This window comes from Kitasatospora sp. NBC_01250, assembly GCF_036226465.1.
Taxonomy (GTDB): domain Bacteria; phylum Actinomycetota; class Actinomycetes; order Streptomycetales; family Streptomycetaceae; genus Kitasatospora.
Map to the genome: position 1 here is coordinate 2,205,751 of NZ_CP108476.1, position 21,624 is coordinate 2,227,374.

Genomic DNA, 21,624 nt, shown 5'->3' on the forward strand with positions numbered 1-21,624 from the left:
ACCAGGGGGCTCAGCCCGAGCAGGCCCCGCGCTGGGCCTGCTGCCAGGCGCAGCGGGCGCACAGGGTGCTGCCGGGGGTGCCCGCCGGGTACTCGGTGGCCTCGCCGCACAGCACGCAGTCCGCCCGGGGGCCGGCGCCGGGCTCGGCGGGGGCGAGCGCGCTCAGCGCGGCGTCGGCCGCGGCGGGGGCGGGACAGTAGGCGGCATCGTCGTCGGACATGCGGTCCATCCTCGCTCAGCCCAGGAAGGAGAGCCGCACCGTGCGGCGCGGGTTGTCCCCGTTGGTGTCGATCAGCACCACCGACTGCCAGACCCCGAGCGCCATCCGCCCCCCGATCACCGGCAGCGTGGCGTGCGGGGCCACCAGGCCGGGGAGCACGTGGTCGCGACCGTGGCCCGGGCTGCCGTGGCGGTGGCGCCAGCGGTCGTCGGGCGGCAGCAGGTCGCGCAGCACCGCGAGCAGGTCGTCGTCACTGCCGGCGCCGGTCTCCAGCACGGCGACACCGGCCGTGGCGTGCGGGACGAAGACGTTCAACAGCCCGTCGCGTCCGGCCGCCGCCTCGGCGAGGAAGTCCGCACAGCGCTCGGTGATGTCCAGGGCGACCTCGCGGTCGCCGGTCACGATCTCGAAGGTCCGGGTCTGGAACGTGTCGGCCATGGCGCCATCCTGCGCTGCGACACCGGTGCGGGACAACCTCCGCCTGCCCGACCGGGCACCGGAGGTCGTCCGTCGAGGCCGGACAGGCCCTGGGGCAAGCCCTAGTGGCGGCTCCCGAAGAGGCTGCGCTTGAGGCGGCGCAGCGGGGCCAGCAGCAGCACCCGGGTGGTGCGGCGCGGGGCCGCGTGCGGGCTCACGCCGCGGGGCGTCAGCTCCCTTATCAGGCCGAGGGCCTCCGCGGTGTCGACCGCGGGAACGGCGGGCGCGCCGAGTACGGACAGGTGGCGCTCGATCCGCCGCCCGGTCGTGCCCACGCCGCACTGAATGGCCGGCACGCGGGGCCTGTTCCGCACTTGCAACTGTTCCATGACTATTCCCACCCCTACGAGGCGCCAGGGCCGTGAGGCGAAGACTATCCGGGAGGGACGGTCCTCACGCAACCGTCCTGGAGTTCTGCCACCGTATCGTGTGATGACAACTCACGTGGCACCAGGGACCCCTGGCTCGGTCACGACTGGGCATCGATACGGGCAAACCCGACCGAAACCCGCACGCGATCCGAGCCGCTGACGAAGCGTCAAGGCCACGGTACGTCAGCCCCGCCGTCACGAGAACCCCGCCTGCGGGGCGCCCGGGCCGCCAGGCCGCCGACGACGGCCCCCAGATCGTTCGGAAACTGAATACTTGCGGGGGATTGACGGGCTCGATCCGTCCAAGCAGTATCTGTCACAGTGGCTTCAGTCGCCGTCCAGCCGACCTGAGCGTTCGACTGATGAACACAAAACATGACACGCACGACCACTGAGCCTCCAGCTCAGCTTCCACCACTTCCTGAGTCCACTGTCAGGCCTCCCCAATGGTGCGGCGGCCAGGCTTCAGGCAGTGGAGGATCGGCGGCCGGCCGTTGAGGGTCGGCCAGGCCGCCAACGGTCGCCGGTGCCGCCCGCTCCCGGCGCGGCACCGGCGCCTCTGTACAGTGGCCGACGTGCCAGTCCTCCTCAGCATCGTCGTACCCGTCCATGGCGTGGAGCGCTTCCTGCCCCGCTGCCTGGACTCGCTGCTCGACGGGCAGGAGGCCACCGACTTCGAGGTGATCGCGGTCGACGACCGCTCCCCCGACGACTGCGGCGCGATCCTCGACGCGTACGCCGCCCGCGACTCCCGCCTGCGGGTGCTGCACCTGGCCGAGAACCAGGGCCTGGGCGGCGCCCGGATCGCCGCGCTGCCCGAGGCGCGCGGCGAGTACCTCTGGTGCGTGGACAGCGACGACTGGCTCCCCGAGGGCGCCCTCACCGCCGTGCTGGCCGAGCTGCGGGCCGAACGCGAGCGCGCGGCGGCCGGCGGCACCCCGCTGGACGTGCTGATCACCGGCTTCAGCCACGTCTACCCCGACGACAGCACCGAGCCCAACCCCTGGCGCCACCTGCTGGCGGGCTCCCCGCTGGAGAGCGCCGAGGGCTGCACGCTGCGCGAGCACCGGCCGCTGCTGCGCACCGTGCTCTCGGTCTGGAACAAGGTCTTCCGCCGCGCCTTCCTGGACGGCCTGCAGGTCTCCTTCGGGCGCGGCTTCTACGAGGACATCTCGGTCACCTACCCGGCCCTGCTGACCGCCGGCCGGCTGCGCTACCTCGACCGCTCCTGCTACAACTACCGCCGCGGCCGGCCCGGCGCGATCACCGCCACCTCCTCCGCCAAGCACGCCGACGCCTTCGCCCAGTACGACGCGATCTTCGCCTTCCTGGACCGCCACCCGGAGGCGGACGACCTGCGCACCCTGGTCTTCGAGCGGACCGTCAAGCAGGCGCTGACCATCTACGACACCCCGGGACTGGTCCCCGCCGAGCTGCGCCGCGACTTCTTCGGCCGGATCGCCGCACACTTCGCCGCCCACCGCCCGGCCGGCTACCGCTACCCCGGCGGGGTGGGCGGCCTGCAGTACCGGCTGGCGGCCCGCGACTCCTGGCGCGGCTACGACGAGCTGCGCCGCGCCGCCCGGCTGCCCCGCACCCTCAAGGCCGGCGTGCGCAAGGGCCTCGGCGCGCGGTAGCGCACGCCCCGGGGCTCCCTGCTCGACTGTGGCCTCCGGTCGTACTGATGGTATGAAAGGTCATTCCAGAACGTTCGCCAGCCGGGAGAATCGAGCTACGCGGGCCCGGCGCCCCGGGGAGGGTCCATGATCAAGATCATCACCAAGCTGGTGCTCAAGCCGCTGGCGAAGGCGCTCTACCGGCCGGTCATCGAGGGTCTTGACCAGGTACCGCGCAAGGGCGGGGTGATCCTGGCGATCAACCACCTGTCGTTCATCGACAGCGTGGTGATCCCGCTGACCGCCCCGCGGCCGATCAGCTTCCTGGCGAAGGCCGAGTACTTCACGGGCACCGGCTTCAAGGGGCGGCTCTCCCGCTCGTTCTTCCACGCCATCGACGCCGTCCCGGTCCAGCGCGGCGAGGCCCACCTGGCGCAGGCCGCGCTCAACGCCGCCCTGGAGATCCTCGAGGAGGGCCGGGCCTTCGGCATCTACCCCGAGGGCACCCGCTCGCTGGACGGCCGGCTCTACCGGGGCAAGACCGGCGTGGCCTGGCTGGCGCTGACCGCGGGCGTGCCGGTGGTGCCGGTGGCGCTGGCGGGCACCGAGAAGATCCTGCCGGTGGGCAAGCGCCGGCCCCGGCTGCGCAAGGTGACGGTGAAGTTCGGCGAGCCGCTGGACTTCGCCGCCCTGCACGGCCAGGCCGGCTCGGCCCGGGTCCGCCGCCAGGTGACCGACGAGATCATGCAGGCCATCCAGCAGCTCTCCGGCCAAGAGCCCGCCGAGGTCTACAACGAGGTGCCGAAGGCCGCCTGAAGCTCCGGCTCGACCGCCGCCGCCACCCCGGCGGCCCCGGCCGCATCAGTGGGCGCCTCGCGGCGCAGCAGCGCGGCGTAGCGGCCGTCCAGCGCCACCAGCTCCTCGTGGGTGCCGAGCTCGACGACCCGGCCGTGGTCCAGCACCGCGATCTGGTCGGCCCGGCGCACGGTGGAGAGCCGGTGCGCGATGGTGATCGTGGTGCGGCCCGCCGCCAGGGCGTCGATCGCCTGCTGCACGGCCTGCTCGGTCTGGTTGTCCAGCGCGCTGGTGGCCTCGTCCAGGATCAGCACCGGCGGGTTGCGCAGGACGGTCCGGGCGATCGCCAGGCGCTGCTTCTCGCCGCCGGAGAAGCGGTAGCCGCGCTCGCCGACCAGGGTGTCGTAGCCGTCCGGCAGGCCCGCGATGTGGTCGTGGATCTGGGCCGCCCGGGCGGCCTCGACCAGCTCCTCGTCGGTGGCCTCGGGCTTGGCGAAGCGCAGGTTCTCGGCGACCGAGGCGTGGAAGAGGTAGGTCTCCTGGGAGACCACGCCGACCGTCGCCGACAGCGTCTCGAAGGCCAGCTCGCGCACGTCCACGCCGTCGATGGCGACCCGGCCGCCGGTGACGTCGTAGAGCCGGGGCACCAGGTAGCTGAGCGAGGTCTTGCCCGAGCCGGTCTCCCCGACCAGCGCCAGCGAGGTGCCGGCCGGCACCGTCAGGTCGATGTCGGCCAGCGTTCCGGCCGGGCGCTCGGGGTCGTAGCCGAAGTCCACGTGCTCGAAGCGCACCTCGCCGCGCACCGCGGGCAGGCGCACCGGGTCGGCCGGCTCGTCGATCTCCACCGGCAGGTCGAGGTACTCGAAGATCCGCTGGAACAGCGCGAGCGAGGTCTGCACGTCCACGCCGGTGGAGAGCAGCTGGACGGACGGGCGGAAGAGCGCCTGCTGCAGGGTCACGAAGGCGACCAGGGTGCCGATCGAGACGATCGGCGCCCCGCCGCCGGCGGTCAGGCCGGCCGCCCAGTAGACCACCGCGGGCATCGCGGACATCACGATCTGGATCACGTTCATCCGCCAGCGCCCGGCCATGCTGGAGCGCACCTCCAGCTCGGCCAGCTCGTCGCTCTGCCGGGTGAAGTCCCGGGCCAGCGAGTCGGCGCGGCCCATGGTGCGGCCGAGCAGGATGCCGCTGACCGAGAGCGACTCCTGCACGGCGGAGGAGAGCCTGGCGAGCTGCCGCTGGCGCTCGGTGGTGATCCGGCGGCGCTCGTTGCCCACCCGGCGGCTGATCCAGACGAAGAGCGGGAGCAGCAGCAGCGAGACCACGGTCAGCCGCCAGTCGAGCGCGACCATGGCGACCACGGTGGCCACCACGCTGGTCAGGTTGGAGACCAGCGAGGTGGCGGTGGAGGTGACGGTGGACTGCATGCCGCCGATGTCGTTGGCGATCCTGGACTGCACCTCGCCGGTGCGGGTGCGGGTGAAGAAGGCCAGCGACATCCGCTGCAGGTGGCTGTAGACGCCGGTGCGCAGGTCGTGCATGACCCGCTGGCCGACCGTGGTGGAGATCAGCGTCTGCAGCACGTTGAAGACGCTGTTGACCACGGCGGCGGCGATCATGCCGAGCGCCAGCAGGCTCAGCAGCCCGGTGCGGCCCTGCGGGATCGCCACGTCGAGCACGGCGCGCAGCAGGAACGGGGTGGCCACCGAGACCACGGCCGAGGCCGCGACCAGCAGCCCGACCACGGCCAGGCGTCCGCGGTAGGGGCGGAACAGCGCCAGGATCCGGCGCAGCTGCGCCGGCGGGCGCGGCTGGTCCGGATCGCGGGTGGGCGGCGTCCAGTCGATTCTGTCGGGCCTCATGGAACCTCCAAGCGGAAGGCGACATGGCGAGGATAGCTCATTGTTAGGTGAGCTAATAATGAGCTATCCCCGAAAACCAGTGGCGCACCACCCGCATTCCGTGCGCCCCGGATCAGTCCGTGCCGTAGCTGCGCGCCGCCTTGGTGGAGATCCCGCCGAAGCGGCCGGCCGGCAGGATCCGGGCCAGGGCCACCACGGCCTTGTAGCGCTTGCTCGGCACCGACAGGGTCCGCCCCCGGGCCAGGTCGCGCAACGCCTCGTCCACCACCCGCTCCGCGGACAGCCAGCCCCAGGCCGGCACGTTCTTGGTGCCCATCCCGGCCCGCTGGTGGAACTCGGTGCGGGTGAAGCCGGGGCACAGCGCCAGCAGCCGCACACCGCTGCCGGCCAGGTCGCGCGCCACGCCCTGGGTGAAGTTGACCATCCAGGCCTTGCTCGCCCCGTAGGTGCCGCGGGGCACGAAGGCCGCCACCGAGGCGACGTTCACCACCCCGCCGAAGCCGCGCTCGCGCATCCCGGGCAGCGCCGCGCTGGTCAGCCGCAGCACCGCCTCGATGTGCACCTTGACCATCTCCAGCTCCTGCTCCAGCGGGACGCTCAGGTAGCTGCCGCGGTTGCCGAAGCCGGCGTTGTTGACCAGGATGCCGACCGGCCGCTCGCCGTCCGAGAGGCGCTGCTCGACCGCGCCGATCCCCTCCTCGGTGGCCAGGTCGGCGGTGAGCACCTCGGCGTGCACGCCGAAGCGGGACTCCAGCTCCGCGGCGGCCTCGGTCAGCCGCTTGGTGTCGCGGGCGACCAGCACCAGGTCGTGGCCGTCCTTGGCCAGGCGGCGGGCGAAGGCGGCACCGATTCCGGCGGTCGCGCCGGTGATGAGGGCAGTTGTCATGGCGCGACCGTAGCGGGTCGCGCCGCTGATGGGCAGTCAGGGTCCGTGCCCGACGGTCCAGCGGGGCCCGGGCCGTCCGCCCCGGACGGTCAGGCCCGAGTCTTCAGCCCCGAACCGTCAGCCCCGGGCCGCGGCCGCGCGGGCCTTGAGCCGGGTCACCCGGCGCCGGTAGGCGCGGTGCACCCGCTGCAGCGCGACGAACTCCTCCATCCGGTTCGCCAGCGTCAGCTGGTACTTGACCCGTAGCGGGGCGCGCAGCGCGCGCAGCCGGTCGGTGCCGATCAGCCGCAGCAGCCGGCTGACGTGCTCCTGGTAGACCGCGCGGTAGGCCCGGTCGCCGTCCGGCACCCACCAGAAGAACATCGGGATCTCCTCGACCAGGCAGTTCTGGTCGTAGGAGCGCAGGTACTCGCGGAACTTCGGCTCGGGGCGGGCCAGCAGCCACTCGCGGACCAGCTCCATCGAGCGGACCCGGTCGGCCAGCCCGCGCGGGTTGGTGCGCCCCTGGGTGATCGACGGATCGTCCAGCTCGCGCTCGCGCCAGTGGTAGATGTGGTCGGCGAGCACGTCCACGCTGACCGCGAGGTAGTGGTGCGGCACGCTGACCGGGGCGTCCTCGTAGAGGATGCCCTCGGGGTAGCGGATGCCGGCCGCGTCGAAGAAGCCGCGCCGGTAGACCTTGTTCCACGCGGTGCGGTCGGTGACCAGCGCCGGGAGCTCGGTCACGTGGGTCTTGAGGCGGGTCTGCCGGAACGGCTTGACGTGCGCGTTCGACTGGTAGGAGCCGGTCGAGCGGAACCGCAGCACGTTGCCGGCCACGAAGTCCGAGCCGGTCTGCTCCAGCGTGCTGATCATCAGCTGGTAGGCGCCGGGCGGCAGGCTGTCGTCGCTGTCCACGAAGGCCAGGAACTCGGTGCCCTCGGTCAGGTTGCGCCAGCCGGTGTTGCGGGCCGCGCCGAGGCCCTTGTTCTGCTGGCGGACCAGCCGGAACCGCGCGTCCTCGGCGGCGAACGCCTCGGCGATCGCCGCACTGGAGTCGGTCGAGCCGTCGTCCACCATGACGCACTCGAAGTCGCGGAACGTCTGGGCGGCGATCGAGTCGAGGCACTCCTGGAGGTAGCGCTCGACGTTGTAGATCGGGACGACGACGGACAGGCGGGGGGCCATCGGCTGCGCGGGCCTTTCGATCAGGGGTGTGCCCAGATCCTACCGTCCGGCCCGTCGCCTCCTCCCCCGCCCACCGTCGCCGACAGGAGCTACCCCCGCACGCTGCGCGAGGCCTCGTCGGCCGCCCCGCCCGCGCCGACCGGGCGCAGCCGGGCCGCGGCGGTGGCCGCCAGCCGGGGCGCGAGGCGGGCCACCTCGCGGGAGCCGACCGCGGCGACCAGCGGCGGCAGCAGCCAGCGGACCGGCTGCATGCCGCGCAGCCAGGCCTGGGCGTAGACGTGCGCCGAGCGGCGGGCGATGCCGGCCACCAGCCGGTCCACGGCCGGCTCGATCGGGTAGGTGCGGTTGGCCGGCCAGGGCAGCTTGGCCCGCATCTCGCGCAGCACGTCGTCCTGGTCGGCCCCGCGCACCATGTCGGTGTCGGTCCAGCTCAGGTAGCCGACCCCGACCCGCACCTGCTGGTACGCGACCTCGGCGCGCAGCGCATGGGCGAACGCCTCGACGCCCGCCTTGCTCGCGCAGTAGGCGCTCATCAGCGGCGCGGGGGTGATCGCGGCCAGCGAGGCGATCTGCAGCAGGTAGCCCTGGCTCTCGATCAGCGCGGGTAGGAAGGCCCGCGCGGTGGTCACGCTGCCGAGCAGGTTGACCTCGATCACCCGGTTGTAGGCCGCCGGATCGCTGTCCAGCAGCGGGCCGCCGATCGCGATGCCGGCGTTGGCCACCACCGTGTCGATCCGCCCGTACCGCTCCTTGACCTGCTGGGCCACCGCGCTGAGCGCGACCAGGTCGGTGACGTCGGCCTCCCAGGCGGAGGCCTCGGGGCCGCACTGCTCGGCGACCGTCTTGAGTTCGGCCGGCTCCAGGCCGACCAGCGCCACCCGGGCGCCGCGATCGGCCAGCTTGCGGGCCATCAGCGCCCCCAGCCCCCGGGCCGCGCCGGTGACGACGACGACCTGTGCGTGCAACGGCGGAACGGTCATGCGACTTCGGTCCTCTCGCTGGTCAGATGGGTGCGCACGAGGCGGCGGAGCTCCGCGGCGACCTCGTCGGGGCGTTCGATCGGCGCCATGTGGCCGACGCCCGGCAGTTCCTGCAGGCCGTCGGGGCGGCGCAGTGCGGCGTACATGGCGTGCGCGTGCGGCGGCGGGGTGAGCTTGTCACGGCTGCCGACCATGATCGCGGTGGGCGCCTCCAGCATCGTCAGACCGGGGCGCACGTCCAGGTCGCCGAGCATCCGCGCGGCGCCCGAGCGCACCCCGGCGGGGCAGGCGTGCACGATCTCGGCGCAGGCGGCGACCTGTGCGGCGGTCGCGCCCGGGCCCATCGTGCCCTGCTTGAGCAGCGCCTTGGAGAGCGCGCTGACCGGCCCCATCGGCAGGGCGGACTGCAGCACGTGCCGGTGCAGCGCCCGGCGCAGCGCGGGCGGGCGGACGAAGGGCGGCAGCACCCGCAGGTGGTCGGTGAGGTCGCTCGCGCCGGTGCTGCACAGCAGCACCGCCGCCGTCCGCGCGGCCACCGCGCGGCGCCCGCCGGCCGCCATGACGGTCATCCCGCCCATGCTGTGGCCGGCCAGCACGGCCCGCCGGCCCTCGGGGACGAGCCGGGTGACCACGGCCTGCAGGTCCTCGGCCAGCGCTCTGGTGCTGTAGCCGGCTCTGCCGACCGGGATGTCGCTGCGGCCGTGGCCGCGCTGGTCGTAGGCGATCACCTGGTGGTCGGCGGCCAGCCGGTGCACCACCGGGGCCCAGAAGGCGGTGTTGCAGGTCCAGCCGTGCACCAGCACCACGATCGGCGACCCGGACGGGCCGAAGGTCTCGGCGTTCAGCCAGCTGCCGTCGGCGGAGCGCACCCGCAGCCGCTGCACCGGCTCGGGCAGGACGAATTCGGACCGGCTCACGCGCGGACCTCCTCGGCGTCGGCGTCGGCGTCGGCAGCGGCGGTGGCGGTGGCCTCGGCAGCGGCGGTGGCGGGCAGCCGGCGCTTGATCAGCTCGTACTCGGCCAGGTCGACGCGGCGGGTGGCGCGGCGGAAGGCGCCGGTGGAGCCGGGCCAGAGCGTGGTGTTCTTGCCGTCCTCGGTCAGGTACCAGCTGCGGCAGCCGCCGGTGGTCCACACCGTGCGCGACATCCGGTGCTGGAGCCGCTGGTTCCAGTGCCGCTGGGCGCGCTCGGTGGGCTGCAGGGCCGTCGCGCCCACCGAGCGCAGTGTGGTCAGCGCGTCGACGAGGTAGTTCAGCTGCGACTCGATCATCAGGATCATCGAGCTGTTGCCCAGGCCCGTGTTGGGGCCGATCACGAAGAAGAGGTTGGGGAAGCCGCGCACGGTGGAGCCGCGCAGCGCCTCCATGCCCTCCTTCCACACCTCGGCCAGGTTGCGCCCGTCGGCGCCGAAGACCCGGGCGCCGATCGGCATGTCGGTGACATGGAAGCCGGTGCCGAAGATGATCACGTCGGCCTGGTGCTCGCTGCCGTCGGCGGCCACCAGGGTCGAGCCGCGCACCTCGCGCAGCCCCGCGGTCACCTCGCTGTTGGGTGCGGCCAGCGCCGGGTAGTAGGTCTGGCTGAGCAGGATCCGCTTGCAGCCGATCCGGTAGTCGGGGGTGAGCCTGGCCCGCAGCGCGGGGTCGCCGACCTGCTGGGCCAGGTGCCGCAGGGCGAGCTTCTGGACCAGCTTCAGCGTGCCAGGGCGGCGCACGAAGGCGTCCACCTGCAGCTCGCGGACCGCGAACAGCGCCGCCCGGCGCAGCGCGGTGGTGGCCGGCACCGCGCGGTGCAACCGCTTCTCCAGGGCGCTGATCTCCCGGTCCAGCTTCGGCAGCACCCAGCCGGGGGTGCGCTGGAAGAGCGTGAGGCGGGCCGCCTTCGGCTGGATCTCGGGCACGATCTGGACCGCCGAGGCGCCGGTGCCGACCACCGCGACCCGCTTGCCGGCGAGGTCCAGCCCGTGGTCCCACTGCGAGGAGTGGAAGACCTGCCCGGGGAAGGCGTCCAGGCCCGGCAGCTCGGGGATCTGCGGGTCGGAGAGCGGGCCGGTGGCGGAGACCAGCGCGTCGGCGGTCCACTCCCCGCCGGTGGTGGTGATCCGCCAGCGGGTGTGCGCGCTCTCCCAGCGGGCCTCGGTGACCTCGTGATGGAAGCGCAGGTGCGGGCGCAGGCCGAAGGTGTCGGTGACCTGCTCCAGGTAGGCGCGGATGTCGCCCTGGCCGGAGAAGCTGCGCGGCCAGTCGGGGTTGAGTGCGAAGGAGAAGGAGTAGAGGTGCGAGGGCACGTCGCAGGCGCAGCCGGGGTAGCTGTTGTCCCGCCAGGTGCCGCCGACCGAGCCGGCGCGCTCCAGGATCACGAAGTCGGTGATCCCGGCGCGGCGCAGCCGGACGCCGGCGCCGATGCCGCCGAAGCCCGAGCCGATCACGGCGACGGCGACATGCTGGGTGGCGTCGGGCGCCTTGGGCCGGGTGCGTTGCGCGGACTTGCTGGCAGCCATGCGGCGAGTCCTCTCTCGGGGACGCCTAAGCGTATGAGGATCAATCGCGCCAGTGATTACTGGCATGATTGGCAGGGTAGCTGTTGACAGCGTGTCTAGGAAGACGTCCGACCGCGCCGGTTCCGCCGCCCCCGCGCCCTATGCTGACGGCGTGGCGGAGATCGAGAACGAAGCGGCCGGCCCGCGCGAGTACCGGGTGGCGGAGCTGGCCGCAGCCGCCGGCATCACCACCCGCACGCTGCGCTTCTACCGCGAGCGCAAACTGCTGCCGCCGCCGCGCCGGGAGGGCCGGATCGCCTGGTACGGCGAGGCGCACCTGGCCCGGCTACGGGTGATCGCCGAGCTCCTGGAGCGCGGCCACACCCTGGGCGGCATCGCGGAGCTGATCGGCGCGGGCGAGAGCGGGCGGGACGTCGCGGAGCTGATCGGCCTGGCGGCGGCCATCATCTCCCCCTGGTCGGACGAGACCCCGGTCTCGCTCGACTGGGACGAGCTGCGCACGGCCTTCGGCGACCAGCTCACCGAGGCCAACACCGCCGAGTCGCTGGCCCAGGGTTACATCACCGTCTCCGAGGACGGCATCACCCACGTCAGCCGCCGCCTGATGGACGCCACCACCGCGCTGATCGCCGAGGGCATCCCGCTGGCCGCGGTGCTGGACGCCAGCCGCAAGGCGCAGGAGTACGCGGACGCGGTGGCCGAGGTCTTCGTCGGCCTGATCCGCGATCAGCTGCTCGGCGCGCTCGCCGGCGAGGAGCCGCTGCCGCCCGGCGAGGCCGCCCACCTCACCGAGGCGCTGACCCGGATCCGCCCGCTGGCCCGCACCGTCGCGGACGCCCAGTTCGGCCTGGCCCTGGACCGCCGGGTGCACGCCGAGTACGACGAGGTGCTGCGCCGCCGCCGCTGACCTCAGAGGTCCCAGCTGCGGGCCGCCGCCCAGCGCTCCATGGTGTGCCGGTCCACCACCGGCTGACCGCAGCACCACCGCCGCCCCTCGGACGGCCCGGGTCCACTCCCTGGTCGGCGCAGGTCGGATCGGTGCGGGCGTGCGAGAGTGGTCCCGAGTGAAGGGAGCGCACCGGCGTGCTGATGGAGAAGGTGGCCGAGATCCTCACCGAGGCCGCGGCCCAGGCCGTCGAGCCGCGCTTCCGGGCGCTGGCGGCCGGCGAGGTGATGGAGAAGGCCCCCGGCGACGTGGTGACCATCGCCGACCGGGAGGCCGAGGCGATCATCACCCGTCGGCTGCAGGAGCTGCTGCCGCTGCCGGTGGTCGGCGAGGAGGCGGTGGCCGCCGACCCCGCGCTCGCCCTGGCGCTGCACAACGAGCCCGCCTGCTGGCTGGTCGACCCGGTCGACGGCACCGCCAACTTCGTCGCCGGGCGGCCGGACTTCGCTGTGATGGCCTCGCTGGTGCGCGACGGCCAGGCGGTGGCTGCCTGGATCTGGCAGCCGATGACCCGCACCGCCTACGCCGCCGAGCTGGGCGCCGGCGCCTGGCGCGACGGGCACCGGCTGACCCGGGCCCCGGCACCCGCCGACCCCGCCCGCTGGCGCGGCTCGGTCAAGCCCTACCTGCGCCGCCCGGAGCACTTCCCCGGCCTCGCCCCCGACTCCAGCGCCTTCGGCGAGCTGACCCCGGGGCGGCGCGCGGCGGGCATGGAGTACCCGCTGCTCGCCGACGGCGCGTTGGACTTCCTGCTGTACTGGCGCACCCTCCCCTGGGACCACGCCCCCGGCTCGCTGCTGGTGCGCGAGGCCGGCGGCGTCTCGGCCCGGCTGGACGGCACCCCCTACCGCGCCGACCCGCCGGGCGGCGCGGACGGACTGCTGGTCGCCTGCGACCCGCAGACCTGGGAGCGCACCCGGGCGCTCCTGCTCGGCCTGGAGAACTGAGCCCGGGGAGCCGGGCCCGGCCCTCGCCGCTCCACCCGCAGACCACGCGGGCCTCCGGGCCGGCCCTACTCCCCCGCCCGGTCCAGCTCGCGGCCGGTCAGGACGACCAGGTCGAGCAGCCGCTCCAGGTCCGCCTCGGTGGCCTGCGGGTTGAGCAGGGTGAGCTTGAGCCGCACCTGTCCGGCCACCGCCCTCCCACCCGCGCACGGCAGTTCGGTCCGCCCCAGGACCGCCCGCCCGGTGGCCAGCAGGCGCCGGCGCAGCGCGGCGTTGAAGGCGTCCACGGCCGCCGGGTCGGCCCGCCGGGCCGGGTCGCCGGGCAGCTGGCGGAAGAGCACGGTGGTCAGCAGCGGGTCGCCGTGCAGCTCCAGCTCCACCCTGGCCCGGATCCCGCCGGCCGCCGCCAGGGCCAGCTCGCGGCAGCGGTCGACCAGGGCGCCCAGGCCCGCGTGGCCGAGCGTGCGCAGGGTGACCGCGAGCGAGAACGCGTCGGCCCGGCGGGTGGTGCGCAGCGAGCGGCCGAGCAGGCTCGGGTAGCCCGCCTCCTCGTCGTCCGCCGGGTTGAGGTAGGCCGCGCGGCGGGCCAGCGAGTCGTAGCTCTCGGCCCGCCGGACCAGGAACACCCCGGCGGCCACCGGCTGCCAGCCCAGCTTGTGCCAGTCCAGCGAGACCGAGTCGGCGAGTTCCAGGCCCGCCAGCAGCGGGGCCAGCCGCGCGGAGAGCAGCGCGCCGCCGCCGTACGCGGCGTCCACGTGCAGCCAGGCACCGTGGTCGGCGGCCAGCTCGGCGCAGGCGGTCAGCGGGTCGATCGCGCCGGTGTCGGTGGTGCCGGCGGTGGCGACCACGGCGAGCGGGGTCTGCCCCGCGCGCCGGGCCTCGGTCAGCGCCCGGGCCAGCGCCCCCGGGTCCATCCGCTGGTCGCGGTCGACCTCGATGGGGACCACCGCCCGCTCGCCGAGGCCGAGCACCGCCGCCGCGCGCTGGATGGAGAAGTGGGCGGCCCGGGAGGCGAAGACCCGCGGGCGGCGGGCGGGGTCGACCCCGGTCAGCTCCGGCTGTCCGGGCAGCAGCCGGTCGCGGGCCAGCAGCAGACCGAGCAGATTGGACTCGGTGCCGCCGGAGGTGAGCACCCCGGCGGCCCGGTCCGGCCGGTAGCCGACCAGCGCCGCCAGTTCGGCCAGCAGCTCGGTCTCCAGCACGGTGGCGGCCGGCGCCTGGTCCCAGGAGTCCAGCGAGGGGTTGAGCGCGCTGACCGCGAGGTCGGCGGCGACCGCGACGGCCAGCGGCGGGCAGTGCAGATGGGCGGCGCAGGCGGGGTCGGCCGGGTCGGCGGCGCCGTGGGCGAGCAGCTCGGTGAGCGCGCCCAGCGCGCCGGCCCCGCTCGGTGCCCGGGCGGCGCGGGCCACCCGCTCGGCCAGCTCACGCGGATCGCCGCCGGTCACCGGGCCGCCGCGCCGGGCGGCGCCGGCGGCCAGCGCCGCGAGCACCTGCTCCAGCAGCGGGCGCAGCGCCGTCGGCCCGTGCTCGCCGCCGGCCAGCGCCGCCGGGTCGACGGCCACCGCGCGGTGCCGGTGCTCCGTCAGACCGGTCACGACCCGTCCCCGGCCGCCGCCGCGATCGCCTCGGCGAGGCGCTCCAGCACGGCCCCCGCCTGTTCGTCGGTGATGGTCAGCGGCGGCAGCAGGCGCAGCACCGCGTCGTGCCGCCCGCCGAGCTCGACGATCAGTCCGCGGGCCAGGCAGGCCTCCCGGACCCGCACGGCCAGCGCCGGGTCCGGCGGGCAGGAGCCGACGGCGTCCGGCCCGCCCGCCGGGTCGACGAGTTCGACGCCGAGCATCAGCCCGCGTCCGCGGACGTCGCCGATCACCGGCAGCCGCTCCTTGAGCGCCGTCAGCTCGGTCATCAGCCGCCGCCCGACCTGCTCGGCCCGCGCGGCCAGGCCGTTCGCCGCCACGTGGCGCAGGGTGGCGGCGCCGGCCGCCATGGCGAGGGTGTTGCCGCGGAAGGTGCCGGTGTGCGCGCCGGGGCGCCAGCCGTCGTACTCCGCGCGGTAGGCGACCACCGCGAGCGGCAGGCTGCCGCCGATCGCCTTGGAGAGCACCATCGCGTCGGGGACGATGCCGCTGTGCTCGACCGCCCACATCGCGCCGGTCCGCCCGACGCCGGTCTGCACCTCGTCGACGATCAGCGGGATGCCGCGCTCGGCGGTGATCCGGCGCATCTCGCGCAGCCAGCCGTCCGGCGCGGGCACCGCGCCGCCCTCGCCCTGCACCGCCTCCACGATCATCGCGGCGGGCGGCACCACCCCGCCCGCCGGGTCGTCGAGCAGCCGCTCGGCGTAGACCGCGGCCAGCCGCTCGCCCGCCTCGCCGCCGACCCCGAACGGGCAGCGGTAGGAGTACGGGTAGGGCAGCCGGGTGACCTCGCCGCCGCTGGGCAGCGGCTCCTTGACGGCGACGTTGCCGGTCACCGCGAGCGCGCCCGCCGTCATGCCGTGGTAGGCACCGGTGAAGGCGAGCGCGCCGCGCCGCCCGGTGGCGGTCTGCATCAGCTTGAGCGCGGCCTCCACCGCGTCGGTGCCGGCCGGGCTGCAGAAGTGCACCCGGGCGTCGTTCGCGAACGGCGCCGGCAGGCTCTCCAGCAGCGCGGTGGTGAAGTCGTCCTTCTCGGCGGTGGCCAGGTCGAGCAGGTGCAGCGGGGCGCCGCTGTCCAGCGTGCGGCGGATCGCGGCCAGCACCACGGGGTGGTTGTGGCCGAGCGCGAGGGTGCCGGCGCCGGAGAGGCAGTCGAGGTAGCGACGGCCGTCGGCGCCCTCCACCGTCATGCCGCTGGCGCGCACGGGGACGATCGGGAAGGAGCGCGCGTAGGTGCGGGCGGCGGACTCGCGGACCCGCTGACGGCGCAGGATCGCGTCGCCGACGGGGTGGGGGGACTCGGCTGTCAGGGTCACCGTGGACTCCAGGATGCGGGACGGTAAACTTAGGTTAGCCTAACCTAAGTTTACGTACCGTCAGCCACCGTCCCCGGCACCCTGGGCCACCCCGTTGTCAACGACGCCCGCGCCCGCGGGTCACGGGTCCGCCCCCCGCTTCAGTCGAGCAGGTCGAGCAGCGGGGCCAGCCCGGCCGGCCGGCGTTCCACCGGCAGGTGGTCGACCAGCAGCAGCGAGCAGCCGAGCGCCGCGGCGCCGCCGTCCTGCGTCCGGTGGTCGCCCACCATCAGCACGTCGGCCGGCGCCAGGCCGAGCCGGTCGCAGGCGGCCTTGAAGATCACCGGATCCGGCTTCTTCGCCCCCACCTCGCAGGAGAGCAGGTAGGCGTCGACCAGCTCGTCCAGCCCGTGGCCGCGGAAGACCGGGCGCAGGTCCCAGCCGATGTTGCTCACCACCGCGATCGGCAGGCCGCGCCGGCGCAGCTCGCGCAGCACCGGCTCGGCGTCGGGGTAGGGCTGCCAGGCCTCCGGCGTCATGTGGCGGTCGTACAGCGCGTCGGCCAGCTCCCGCCCCGGCTCCCAGGCCGCCCTGGCCAGCCCGGTGTACGCCGCCCGGTGCTGCTCCGCGCTCAGGTCCCTGGCCTCCCACGCCGCCGCCAGCCCGGCCGGCAGGGTCCGGGGCTCGGCGCCGCCGGGCAGCGCACCGTACTCGGTCAGCCGGGCCGCGCCCGCTGCCAGCTCCTCGGCCGTCAGCTCCAGGCCCGCCGAAGCCGCCACCGCCGCCAGCCACCGCTCGGTCGGCTCGACCCGGAAGAGGGTGCCGGAGAAATCGAACATGATTCCCTTGATCATGCGGCCGATCCTGACCCAGCATCAGCCGCACTGGCAAGGGTGTCAGCTCCGGTCGCGGGGGCCGCAGTTCACCCCGGCGGGCGGCCCCGGCCGGACGGCAGCAGCAGCGCCACCGCCGCCGTGCCGGCCAGCAGCAGCGCGGCGCCGATCAGCAGCACGATGTGCAGCCCCGCCATGAAGCCCCCGGGTGCGGCGATCAGCGCGCCGCAGACCGCCACCCCCACCGCCCCGCCCAACTGCCGGGCGGAGTTGAGGATCCCCGAGGCCAGCCCGGCCCGCCCGGTGTCCACCGCGGCCAGCATCGCGCAGGTCAGCGGCGGCACCGCCAGCCCCGCCCCGATCCCGAGCGGCACCAGCAGGAGCAGCAGCGGCCCGGTGCCGGTGTGCGGTCCGACGGACAGCAGCGCGAGCAGCGCGCCCGCCTGGACCAGCTGCCCCAGGATCAGCGGCACCTTGGGCCCGCGCCGGCAGGTCAGCGCACCGGCGGCCAGGTTGACCACCGTGGTCAGCGCGGTCATCGGGATGAACAGCAGGCCCGCGGTCAGCGCCGAGGCGCCGCGCTCCTGCTGGAAGAAGAGGGTCAGCACGAAGACCAGGCCGTAGGAGGCGAAGTTGAGCACGAAGCCGGTGGCGGTGCAGAGCGCCACCACCGGGTCGCGGAAGAACGCGAGCGGGACGGCGGGGTGCGGCTGGCTCCGTTCGACCAGTACGAAGGCCGTCCCGAGCGCGGCGGCGAGCAGCAGTGCCAGCACGGTGCGCGGGGAGCCGTAGCCGTGTGCGCCGCCGTCGATCACCGCGAAGACCAGCACCGCCACCGCCAGCCCGATGGCCGCCTGCCCGCCCAGGTCCAGCGGCGCCCGGCCGTCGGGTCTGCGCCCGCCTGGCGGGGAAACCGCCCCCTCGCCGGCCGCCCGGGCGGCCCGGCCGAGGACGAGCAGCGCCAGCACCCCCAGCGGCAGGCCGGCGCAGCTGCCGAGGAAGACCCAGCGCCAGCCGAGCCCGCTGGTCAGCGCGCCGCCCAGGACCGGGCCCACCGCGATCGCCACCCCGCCGCCGGCCATCCACCGGGTGATCGCCCGGGCCCGCTCGACCGGATCGGGATAGGCCCGGCTGACCAGGGCCAGCGAGGCCGGCAGCATGATCGCCGCGCCGGCCCCCTGCGCCGCCCGGGCGGCGATCAGCACGCCGAGGCTGGGGGCCAGGCCGCACAGCGCCGAGGTGACGCCGAACAGCACCAGGCCGGTGCCGAAGGCCCGCACGGCGCCGATCCGGTCGGCCAGCGTGCCGGCCCACAGCAGCAGGGCCGCGAAGACCAGGGTGTAGGCGTCGGAGACCCACTGCGGCCCGGTCACCTCGTCGTGCCAGTGCCGGCCGATGGCGGGCAGGGCGACATTGACCAGGGTGGTGTCGGAGATGGTGAGGAAGAAACCCAGGCCGAGGACGGCGGCGGCGACCGTGGCGGCACCGGGCCCGGCGGTCCGGGTGACACCGACGCCGGGGCGGTGGGTGCGGTGGGTGGAGCGCCGCCCGGGGAAGAGCGCGGGGAGCACGGTGCCACCGCTCCCGGTCAGCCGCCTCCCGCGGGCGCGAGCGCCGCCAGCGCCTCGGTCACCGTGGCGAGCGAGGCCGCCGGATCCGCCTGGTCGCCCACGATCCGCGGGTCGAAGTTGAAGTCCAGGAACACCTCGGTGGCCCCGAGGTCGTGCAACAGGGCCAGGTCGCTGCGGAGTTGGTCGGCGTCGCCGTGCAGCAGCCCGCGCCCGGGACCTTCGCTCGGGCCGTAGAAAACCTTGCCCCGGATCACGATCCGCACCGCCGCCGGGTCCTTGCCCGCCCGCTCGGCGGCGGCCCGCACCTCGCGCGAGGCCCGGGCCACCAGCTCGGTGCTCACCGAGCCCGGGCTCAGCCAGCCCTGGGCGAGGCGGCCGGCCCGGTCGAAGGCCTTGTCCACCGCGCCGCCGAGCAGCAGCGGGAAGGCCGGCTGGACCGGGCGCGGACGCACCAGGGTACGCGGCAGTTCGGTGAACTCGCCCTTGAATTCGGCGACTTCGTTCTCCCACATCAATCGGAGCACCTTCAGGTACTCCAGCGTCCGGCCCAGCCGGCGCTCCGGCGGCACCCCGGCCGCCAGGTACTCGGCCTCCGACCAGCCCTGGGCGATGCCCGCGTCCAGCCGGCCGCCGGAGGCGTTGTCGAGCTGGATCAGCTGCTTGGCCAGCACCGCGGGCGCGAAGAACGGCGCGTTGACCACCGACAGGCCCAGCCGGATCCGCTCGGTGGCGCCCGCCAGATAGGCCAGGCTGATCAGCGGCTCGGCCGAGCCGTTGTAGAACGCGCCGCCCCCGCCGCCGCCTTCGGCGACCGGCACCAGCAGCCGGCTGAACGCCCACAGCGAGTGGTAGCCGAGCCGCTCCGCCTGCCGGGCCACCCGCAGCTGCCCCGCGGCGGTGGCCCAGGCGCCGGACTGGGGTACTCCTACGCCGAGCAGCAGGTCGCCGGTCATTCGCCACTCCTTGCTCACGACTGCCTGTGATGGTCCGAGGTAAAACTAGTCCTGACAGTCCGTCAAGCACCGGTCCCTGAGCCCGAACAGCCACACCTGGGGACGTCCCGCCGGAGAGAACGTCAGTTTGTGACTATGCGCACACGTTGTTGTTGACAGGCAATCAGCTGCGGTGTGTATTGGGCCTCCAAGGGACTGACCGCCGACCACTTCGGAGTGACCACGTGAGCACCCGCGATGACGTGATCGAGACCACCGTTCGGATGTGCTGGTACACCGACCTGCGGGCCTGGGACAGACTGGGCGAGGTGATGGCCGAGAAGGTGGCGCTGGACTACTCCAGCTTCGGCGCCGGTGCCCCGGCCGAGGTCTCCCGGGCCGACCTGATCGCCTCCTGGCGCTCCCTGCTGGGCGGCATGAAGGCCACCCAGCACATCCTCACCAACCACCTGGTCACCGTCGAGGGCGACCAGGCCATCTGCACCGCGCACTTCCACGCCACCCATGTGGTCGACCTCGCGCTCGGCGACAACACCTACACCCTGGGCGGGCGTTACCGGTTCGGGCTGCGGCTGGTGGAGGACGCCTGGCAGATCGAGTCCATCGTGATGACCGCGCTCTGGGCCAGCGGCAACCGGGAGATCTTCGCGATCGCCCAGGCGGCGCAGGCGGAGCAGGACGAGCACCACTGAGCCACGGGGCGCCGCTGGGTCACAGGGCGCCGCTGGGCCGCCGCCGCTGAGCCACCGTCAGGCGGCGCCGCCCGGGATCACCAGCCCGCTCTCGTAGGCGAGCACCACCGCCTGGGCCCGGCTGGACAGGTTCAGCTTGGCCATGGTCCGGTTGAGATGGGTCTTGACCGTGGCCACGCTGACCACCAGCCGCCCGGCGATCTCCGGGTTGGACAGCCCCTGGCCGACCAGTCGCAGCACGTCCAGCTCCCGGTTGGTCAGCGGGTCCAGGCCGGGCGGCGCCATGGCCGCCCGCCCGCCCGCCCGGTGCGCGTAGGCCTCGATCAGCCGGCAGACCACGCTGGGCGCGAAGAGCATGTCACCGGCCGCCACCGTCGAGACCGCCGTCAGCAGGCGCTCCGGCGGGGTGTCCTTGAGCAGGAAGCCGGCAGCGCCGGCCCGCAGTGCGGAGTAGACGTACTCGTCCAGGTCGAAGGTGGTCAGGATGATGATCCGCGGCTTCGGCTCCGCCGCCCGGCCGAGGATCGTCCCGGTCGCGGTGATGCCGTCCATGCCCGGCATCCGGACGTCCATCAGCACGACGTCGGGCCGCTCGGAGGCGGCCAGCGCCACCGCCTGCGCGCCGTCGGCGGCCTCCCCCACCACCTGCATCCCCGGCGCCGCGCGCAGCAGCGCCGCGAGCCCGGCTCTGATCAGCATCTGGTCGTCCACCACCAGCACGCGCGTCACGCCCGTGGCCCCCCATTCCGACCGCTCCCCATGGCGGGCTCCACCTTAGGGGTTCCGGGCGCGCTGGGTCAGCGGCTCAGTCGTAGTCGCCGCCGCTGACCGCCCAGGCCAGGCCGGTGGCCGGGTCCTCCAGGGCGAGGTGCAGGTGCCACACCTCGTCGGCGGGCTCGCACCAGGTGAAGCAGCGCAGCCTGGCCACCAGGGCGAGCAGTTCGGCGAGCGTGCAGTGCCCGGCCGGATCGGCCATCGCGGCCAGCGCCTGCCACACGGCGAGGCGGCCCCTCGCCGCGCCGCCGGAGCGGCCGTAGGCTCCGGCGCCCGAGCCGGCCCGCACCAGCGCGGGATAGGCGGCGGCGAACGGGAGGTAGCCGGCGGTCGCCTCGGCGCGCAGCGCGGCCGGCGCGAGCAGGGCGGCCGCCTGCGGGGCGGTGCCGCGCAGGCAGCGGGCGTCCAGCCAGCCGCACAGGCCGCGCAGGGCGGCGGTGGCGGGCTGCTCGGGGCCGGGCAGCGGCGGCCCGGGCTCGGGCAGCCGGGTCGGGCCCAGCCCCTCGCGGCTGTCGGGCAGCGGGAAGTGCGGGGTGGCCGCGCCGTCGACGCGGTAGGCGGTCACCCGGTCCGCCGCCTCCCAGCCGGCCTGCTCCCAGGGCTGCAGGACCAGCGGCACGGCGAGCGCCCCGCCCGGATCGGCCCGGCCGCCCGGGGCCCCGAGCGGCCGCGGCACGGCGGGGCGCCCGCCCGTCAGGTCCTCGCCGAGCAGCACCCGGGTGTGCGCCATCAGGGTGCGCACCGGTTCCGGCAGCGGCAGTGCGGCCAGCACCGCCCAGGGCTGCCGGGCGGCCAGCACCTCCCAGAGCGGTCCCACCCAGCCGTCCGACTCCCCCGCCGCACCGAGGCCGGCCGCCGGGTCGAAGAGGGCGGCGGCCACCGGAGCCGGTGCGCCGAGGGCCAGTTCGTGGCCCAGCACGGCGCTGCGCTCGACCGCCGCCCGCGCGCCCCCGCGCACGGCAGCGGCCACCCGGGTGCGCCGGTAGCTGTCGAGCAACTCGGTCCAGCGGCGGTCGGCCCCCGGCGCGCGGCCCTTCGACTCCTCGTGCGTGATCATATTTGTCAGCGTACGGTCCACTCCGGGCCGACCCCTGACTCCTCG

21 protein-coding genes are annotated in these 21,624 nt (G+C 74.6%); 5 read left to right on the top strand and 16 right to left on the bottom strand.

Annotation, left to right across the window (positions count from 1 at the left end):
* Nucleotides 1-10 precede the first annotated feature (10 nt).
* The 3 genes from OG500_RS09000 to OG500_RS09010 form a co-directional block, all read right to left on the bottom strand.
* Nucleotides 11-220, bottom strand: a complete 210-nt coding sequence (locus tag OG500_RS09000) for a hypothetical protein (protein ID WP_442789127.1) — start codon at nucleotides 218-220, stop codon at nucleotides 11-13.
* 15 nt (nucleotides 221-235) lie between these two features.
* Entirely contained in the window at nucleotides 236-658 is a 423-nt protein-coding gene (locus OG500_RS09005) for a YjbQ family protein (protein ID WP_327065983.1), read from the bottom strand.
* Nucleotides 659-759: 101 nt separating this feature from the next.
* The gene (locus OG500_RS09010) at nucleotides 760-1,026 is read right to left on the bottom strand and encodes a hypothetical protein (RefSeq protein ID WP_327065984.1); all 267 of its coding nucleotides are present in this window, start codon (nucleotides 1,024-1,026) and stop codon (nucleotides 760-762) included.
* Nucleotides 1,027-1,643: 617 nt separating this feature from the next.
* On the opposite strand from OG500_RS09010, the gene OG500_RS09015 reads away from it, so the two are divergent.
* Both OG500_RS09015 and OG500_RS09020 read left to right on the top strand, forming a co-directional pair.
* Complete coding sequence (locus OG500_RS09015) at nucleotides 1,644-2,705, top strand: glycosyltransferase family 2 protein (RefSeq protein ID WP_329578428.1); 1,062 nt, start codon at nucleotides 1,644-1,646, stop codon at nucleotides 2,703-2,705.
* A 126-nt stretch (nucleotides 2,706-2,831) separates the two neighbouring features.
* A complete protein-coding gene (locus tag OG500_RS09020) occupies nucleotides 2,832-3,500 on the top strand; it encodes a lysophospholipid acyltransferase family protein (RefSeq protein ID WP_327065986.1) in 669 nt (222 codons plus the stop codon).
* On the opposite strand, the gene OG500_RS09025 is transcribed toward OG500_RS09020, so the two are convergent.
* The 6 genes from OG500_RS09025 to OG500_RS09050 form a co-directional block, all read right to left on the bottom strand.
* Nucleotides 3,473-5,344: an ABC transporter ATP-binding protein gene (locus OG500_RS09025; protein WP_329578430.1), complete on the bottom strand. Its 1,872-nt coding sequence runs from the start codon at nucleotides 5,342-5,344 to the stop codon at nucleotides 3,473-3,475. The genes OG500_RS09020 and OG500_RS09025 overlap by 28 nt on opposite strands.
* Before the next feature lie 112 nt (nucleotides 5,345-5,456).
* On the bottom strand, nucleotides 5,457-6,230 hold the full coding sequence (locus tag OG500_RS09030) for an SDR family NAD(P)-dependent oxidoreductase (RefSeq protein ID WP_327065988.1): 774 nt from the start codon (nucleotides 6,228-6,230) through the stop codon (nucleotides 5,457-5,459).
* A gap of 117 nt (nucleotides 6,231-6,347) precedes the next feature.
* Nucleotides 6,348-7,397: a glycosyltransferase family 2 protein gene (locus OG500_RS09035; RefSeq protein WP_327065989.1), complete on the bottom strand. Its 1,050-nt coding sequence runs from the start codon at nucleotides 7,395-7,397 to the stop codon at nucleotides 6,348-6,350.
* 89 nt (nucleotides 7,398-7,486) lie between these two features.
* Nucleotides 7,487-8,377, bottom strand: a complete 891-nt coding sequence (locus OG500_RS09040) for an SDR family oxidoreductase (RefSeq protein ID WP_327065990.1) — start codon at nucleotides 8,375-8,377, stop codon at nucleotides 7,487-7,489.
* On the bottom strand, nucleotides 8,374-9,294 hold the full coding sequence (locus OG500_RS09045) for an alpha/beta fold hydrolase (protein WP_329578434.1): 921 nt from the start codon (nucleotides 9,292-9,294) through the stop codon (nucleotides 8,374-8,376). Before OG500_RS09045 ends, OG500_RS09040 begins: the two co-directional genes overlap by 4 nt.
* Nucleotides 9,291-10,877: a flavin-containing monooxygenase gene (locus tag OG500_RS09050; protein ID WP_329578437.1), complete on the bottom strand. Its 1,587-nt coding sequence runs from the start codon at nucleotides 10,875-10,877 to the stop codon at nucleotides 9,291-9,293. Before OG500_RS09050 ends, OG500_RS09045 begins: the two co-directional genes overlap by 4 nt.
* 151 nt (nucleotides 10,878-11,028) lie before the next feature.
* Between OG500_RS09050 and OG500_RS09055 the strand changes: the two genes are divergently transcribed.
* Both OG500_RS09055 and OG500_RS09060 read left to right on the top strand, forming a co-directional pair.
* Nucleotides 11,029-11,784, top strand: coding sequence for a MerR family transcriptional regulator (locus tag OG500_RS09055; RefSeq protein WP_327065993.1), 756 nt, complete (start codon nucleotides 11,029-11,031; stop codon nucleotides 11,782-11,784).
* Between the two features lie 182 nt (nucleotides 11,785-11,966).
* Nucleotides 11,967-12,770, top strand: a complete 804-nt coding sequence (locus OG500_RS09060) for an inositol monophosphatase family protein (protein WP_329587465.1) — start codon at nucleotides 11,967-11,969, stop codon at nucleotides 12,768-12,770.
* Between the two features lie 65 nt (nucleotides 12,771-12,835).
* Here the strand turns inward: OG500_RS09060 and OG500_RS09065 are convergent, their stop codons facing one another.
* From OG500_RS09065 to OG500_RS09085, 5 genes are all read right to left on the bottom strand, one after another.
* The gene (locus OG500_RS09065) at nucleotides 12,836-14,362 is read right to left on the bottom strand and encodes a pyridoxal phosphate-dependent decarboxylase family protein (protein WP_329578440.1); all 1,527 of its coding nucleotides are present in this window, start codon (nucleotides 14,360-14,362) and stop codon (nucleotides 12,836-12,838) included.
* Nucleotides 14,359-15,720, bottom strand: coding sequence for a diaminobutyrate--2-oxoglutarate transaminase family protein (locus OG500_RS09070; RefSeq protein ID WP_329578443.1), 1,362 nt, complete (start codon nucleotides 15,718-15,720; stop codon nucleotides 14,359-14,361). The genes OG500_RS09065 and OG500_RS09070 overlap by 4 nt, the downstream gene beginning before the upstream one ends.
* Nucleotides 15,721-15,860: 140 nt before the next feature.
* Nucleotides 15,861-16,553, bottom strand: coding sequence for an HAD family hydrolase (locus OG500_RS09075; RefSeq protein WP_329578446.1), 693 nt, complete (start codon nucleotides 16,551-16,553; stop codon nucleotides 15,861-15,863).
* 68 nt (nucleotides 16,554-16,621) lie between these two features.
* Nucleotides 16,622-18,103 (bottom strand): MFS transporter, encoded by a 1,482-nt coding sequence (locus OG500_RS09080; RefSeq protein ID WP_329578448.1) that lies wholly within the window; start codon nucleotides 18,101-18,103, stop codon nucleotides 16,622-16,624.
* 17 nt (nucleotides 18,104-18,120) lie between these two features.
* Nucleotides 18,121-19,056, bottom strand: a complete 936-nt coding sequence (locus OG500_RS09085; protein ID WP_329578450.1) for a TIGR03619 family F420-dependent LLM class oxidoreductase — start codon at nucleotides 19,054-19,056, stop codon at nucleotides 18,121-18,123.
* A 224-nt stretch (nucleotides 19,057-19,280) separates the two neighbouring features.
* On the opposite strand from OG500_RS09085, the gene OG500_RS09090 reads away from it, so the two are divergent.
* On the top strand, nucleotides 19,281-19,748 hold the full coding sequence (locus OG500_RS09090) for a nuclear transport factor 2 family protein (protein WP_329578452.1): 468 nt from the start codon (nucleotides 19,281-19,283) through the stop codon (nucleotides 19,746-19,748).
* 57 nt (nucleotides 19,749-19,805) lie between these two features.
* Here OG500_RS09090 and OG500_RS09095 read toward each other — a convergent pair whose 3' ends face one another.
* Nucleotides 19,806-20,477: a response regulator transcription factor gene (locus OG500_RS09095; RefSeq protein ID WP_329578454.1), complete on the bottom strand. Its 672-nt coding sequence runs from the start codon at nucleotides 20,475-20,477 to the stop codon at nucleotides 19,806-19,808.
* A gap of 76 nt (nucleotides 20,478-20,553) precedes the next feature.
* Nucleotides 20,554-21,579: a hypothetical protein gene (locus tag OG500_RS09100; protein ID WP_327066001.1), complete on the bottom strand. Its 1,026-nt coding sequence runs from the start codon at nucleotides 21,577-21,579 to the stop codon at nucleotides 20,554-20,556.
* Nucleotides 21,580-21,624: the final 45 nt, after the last annotated feature.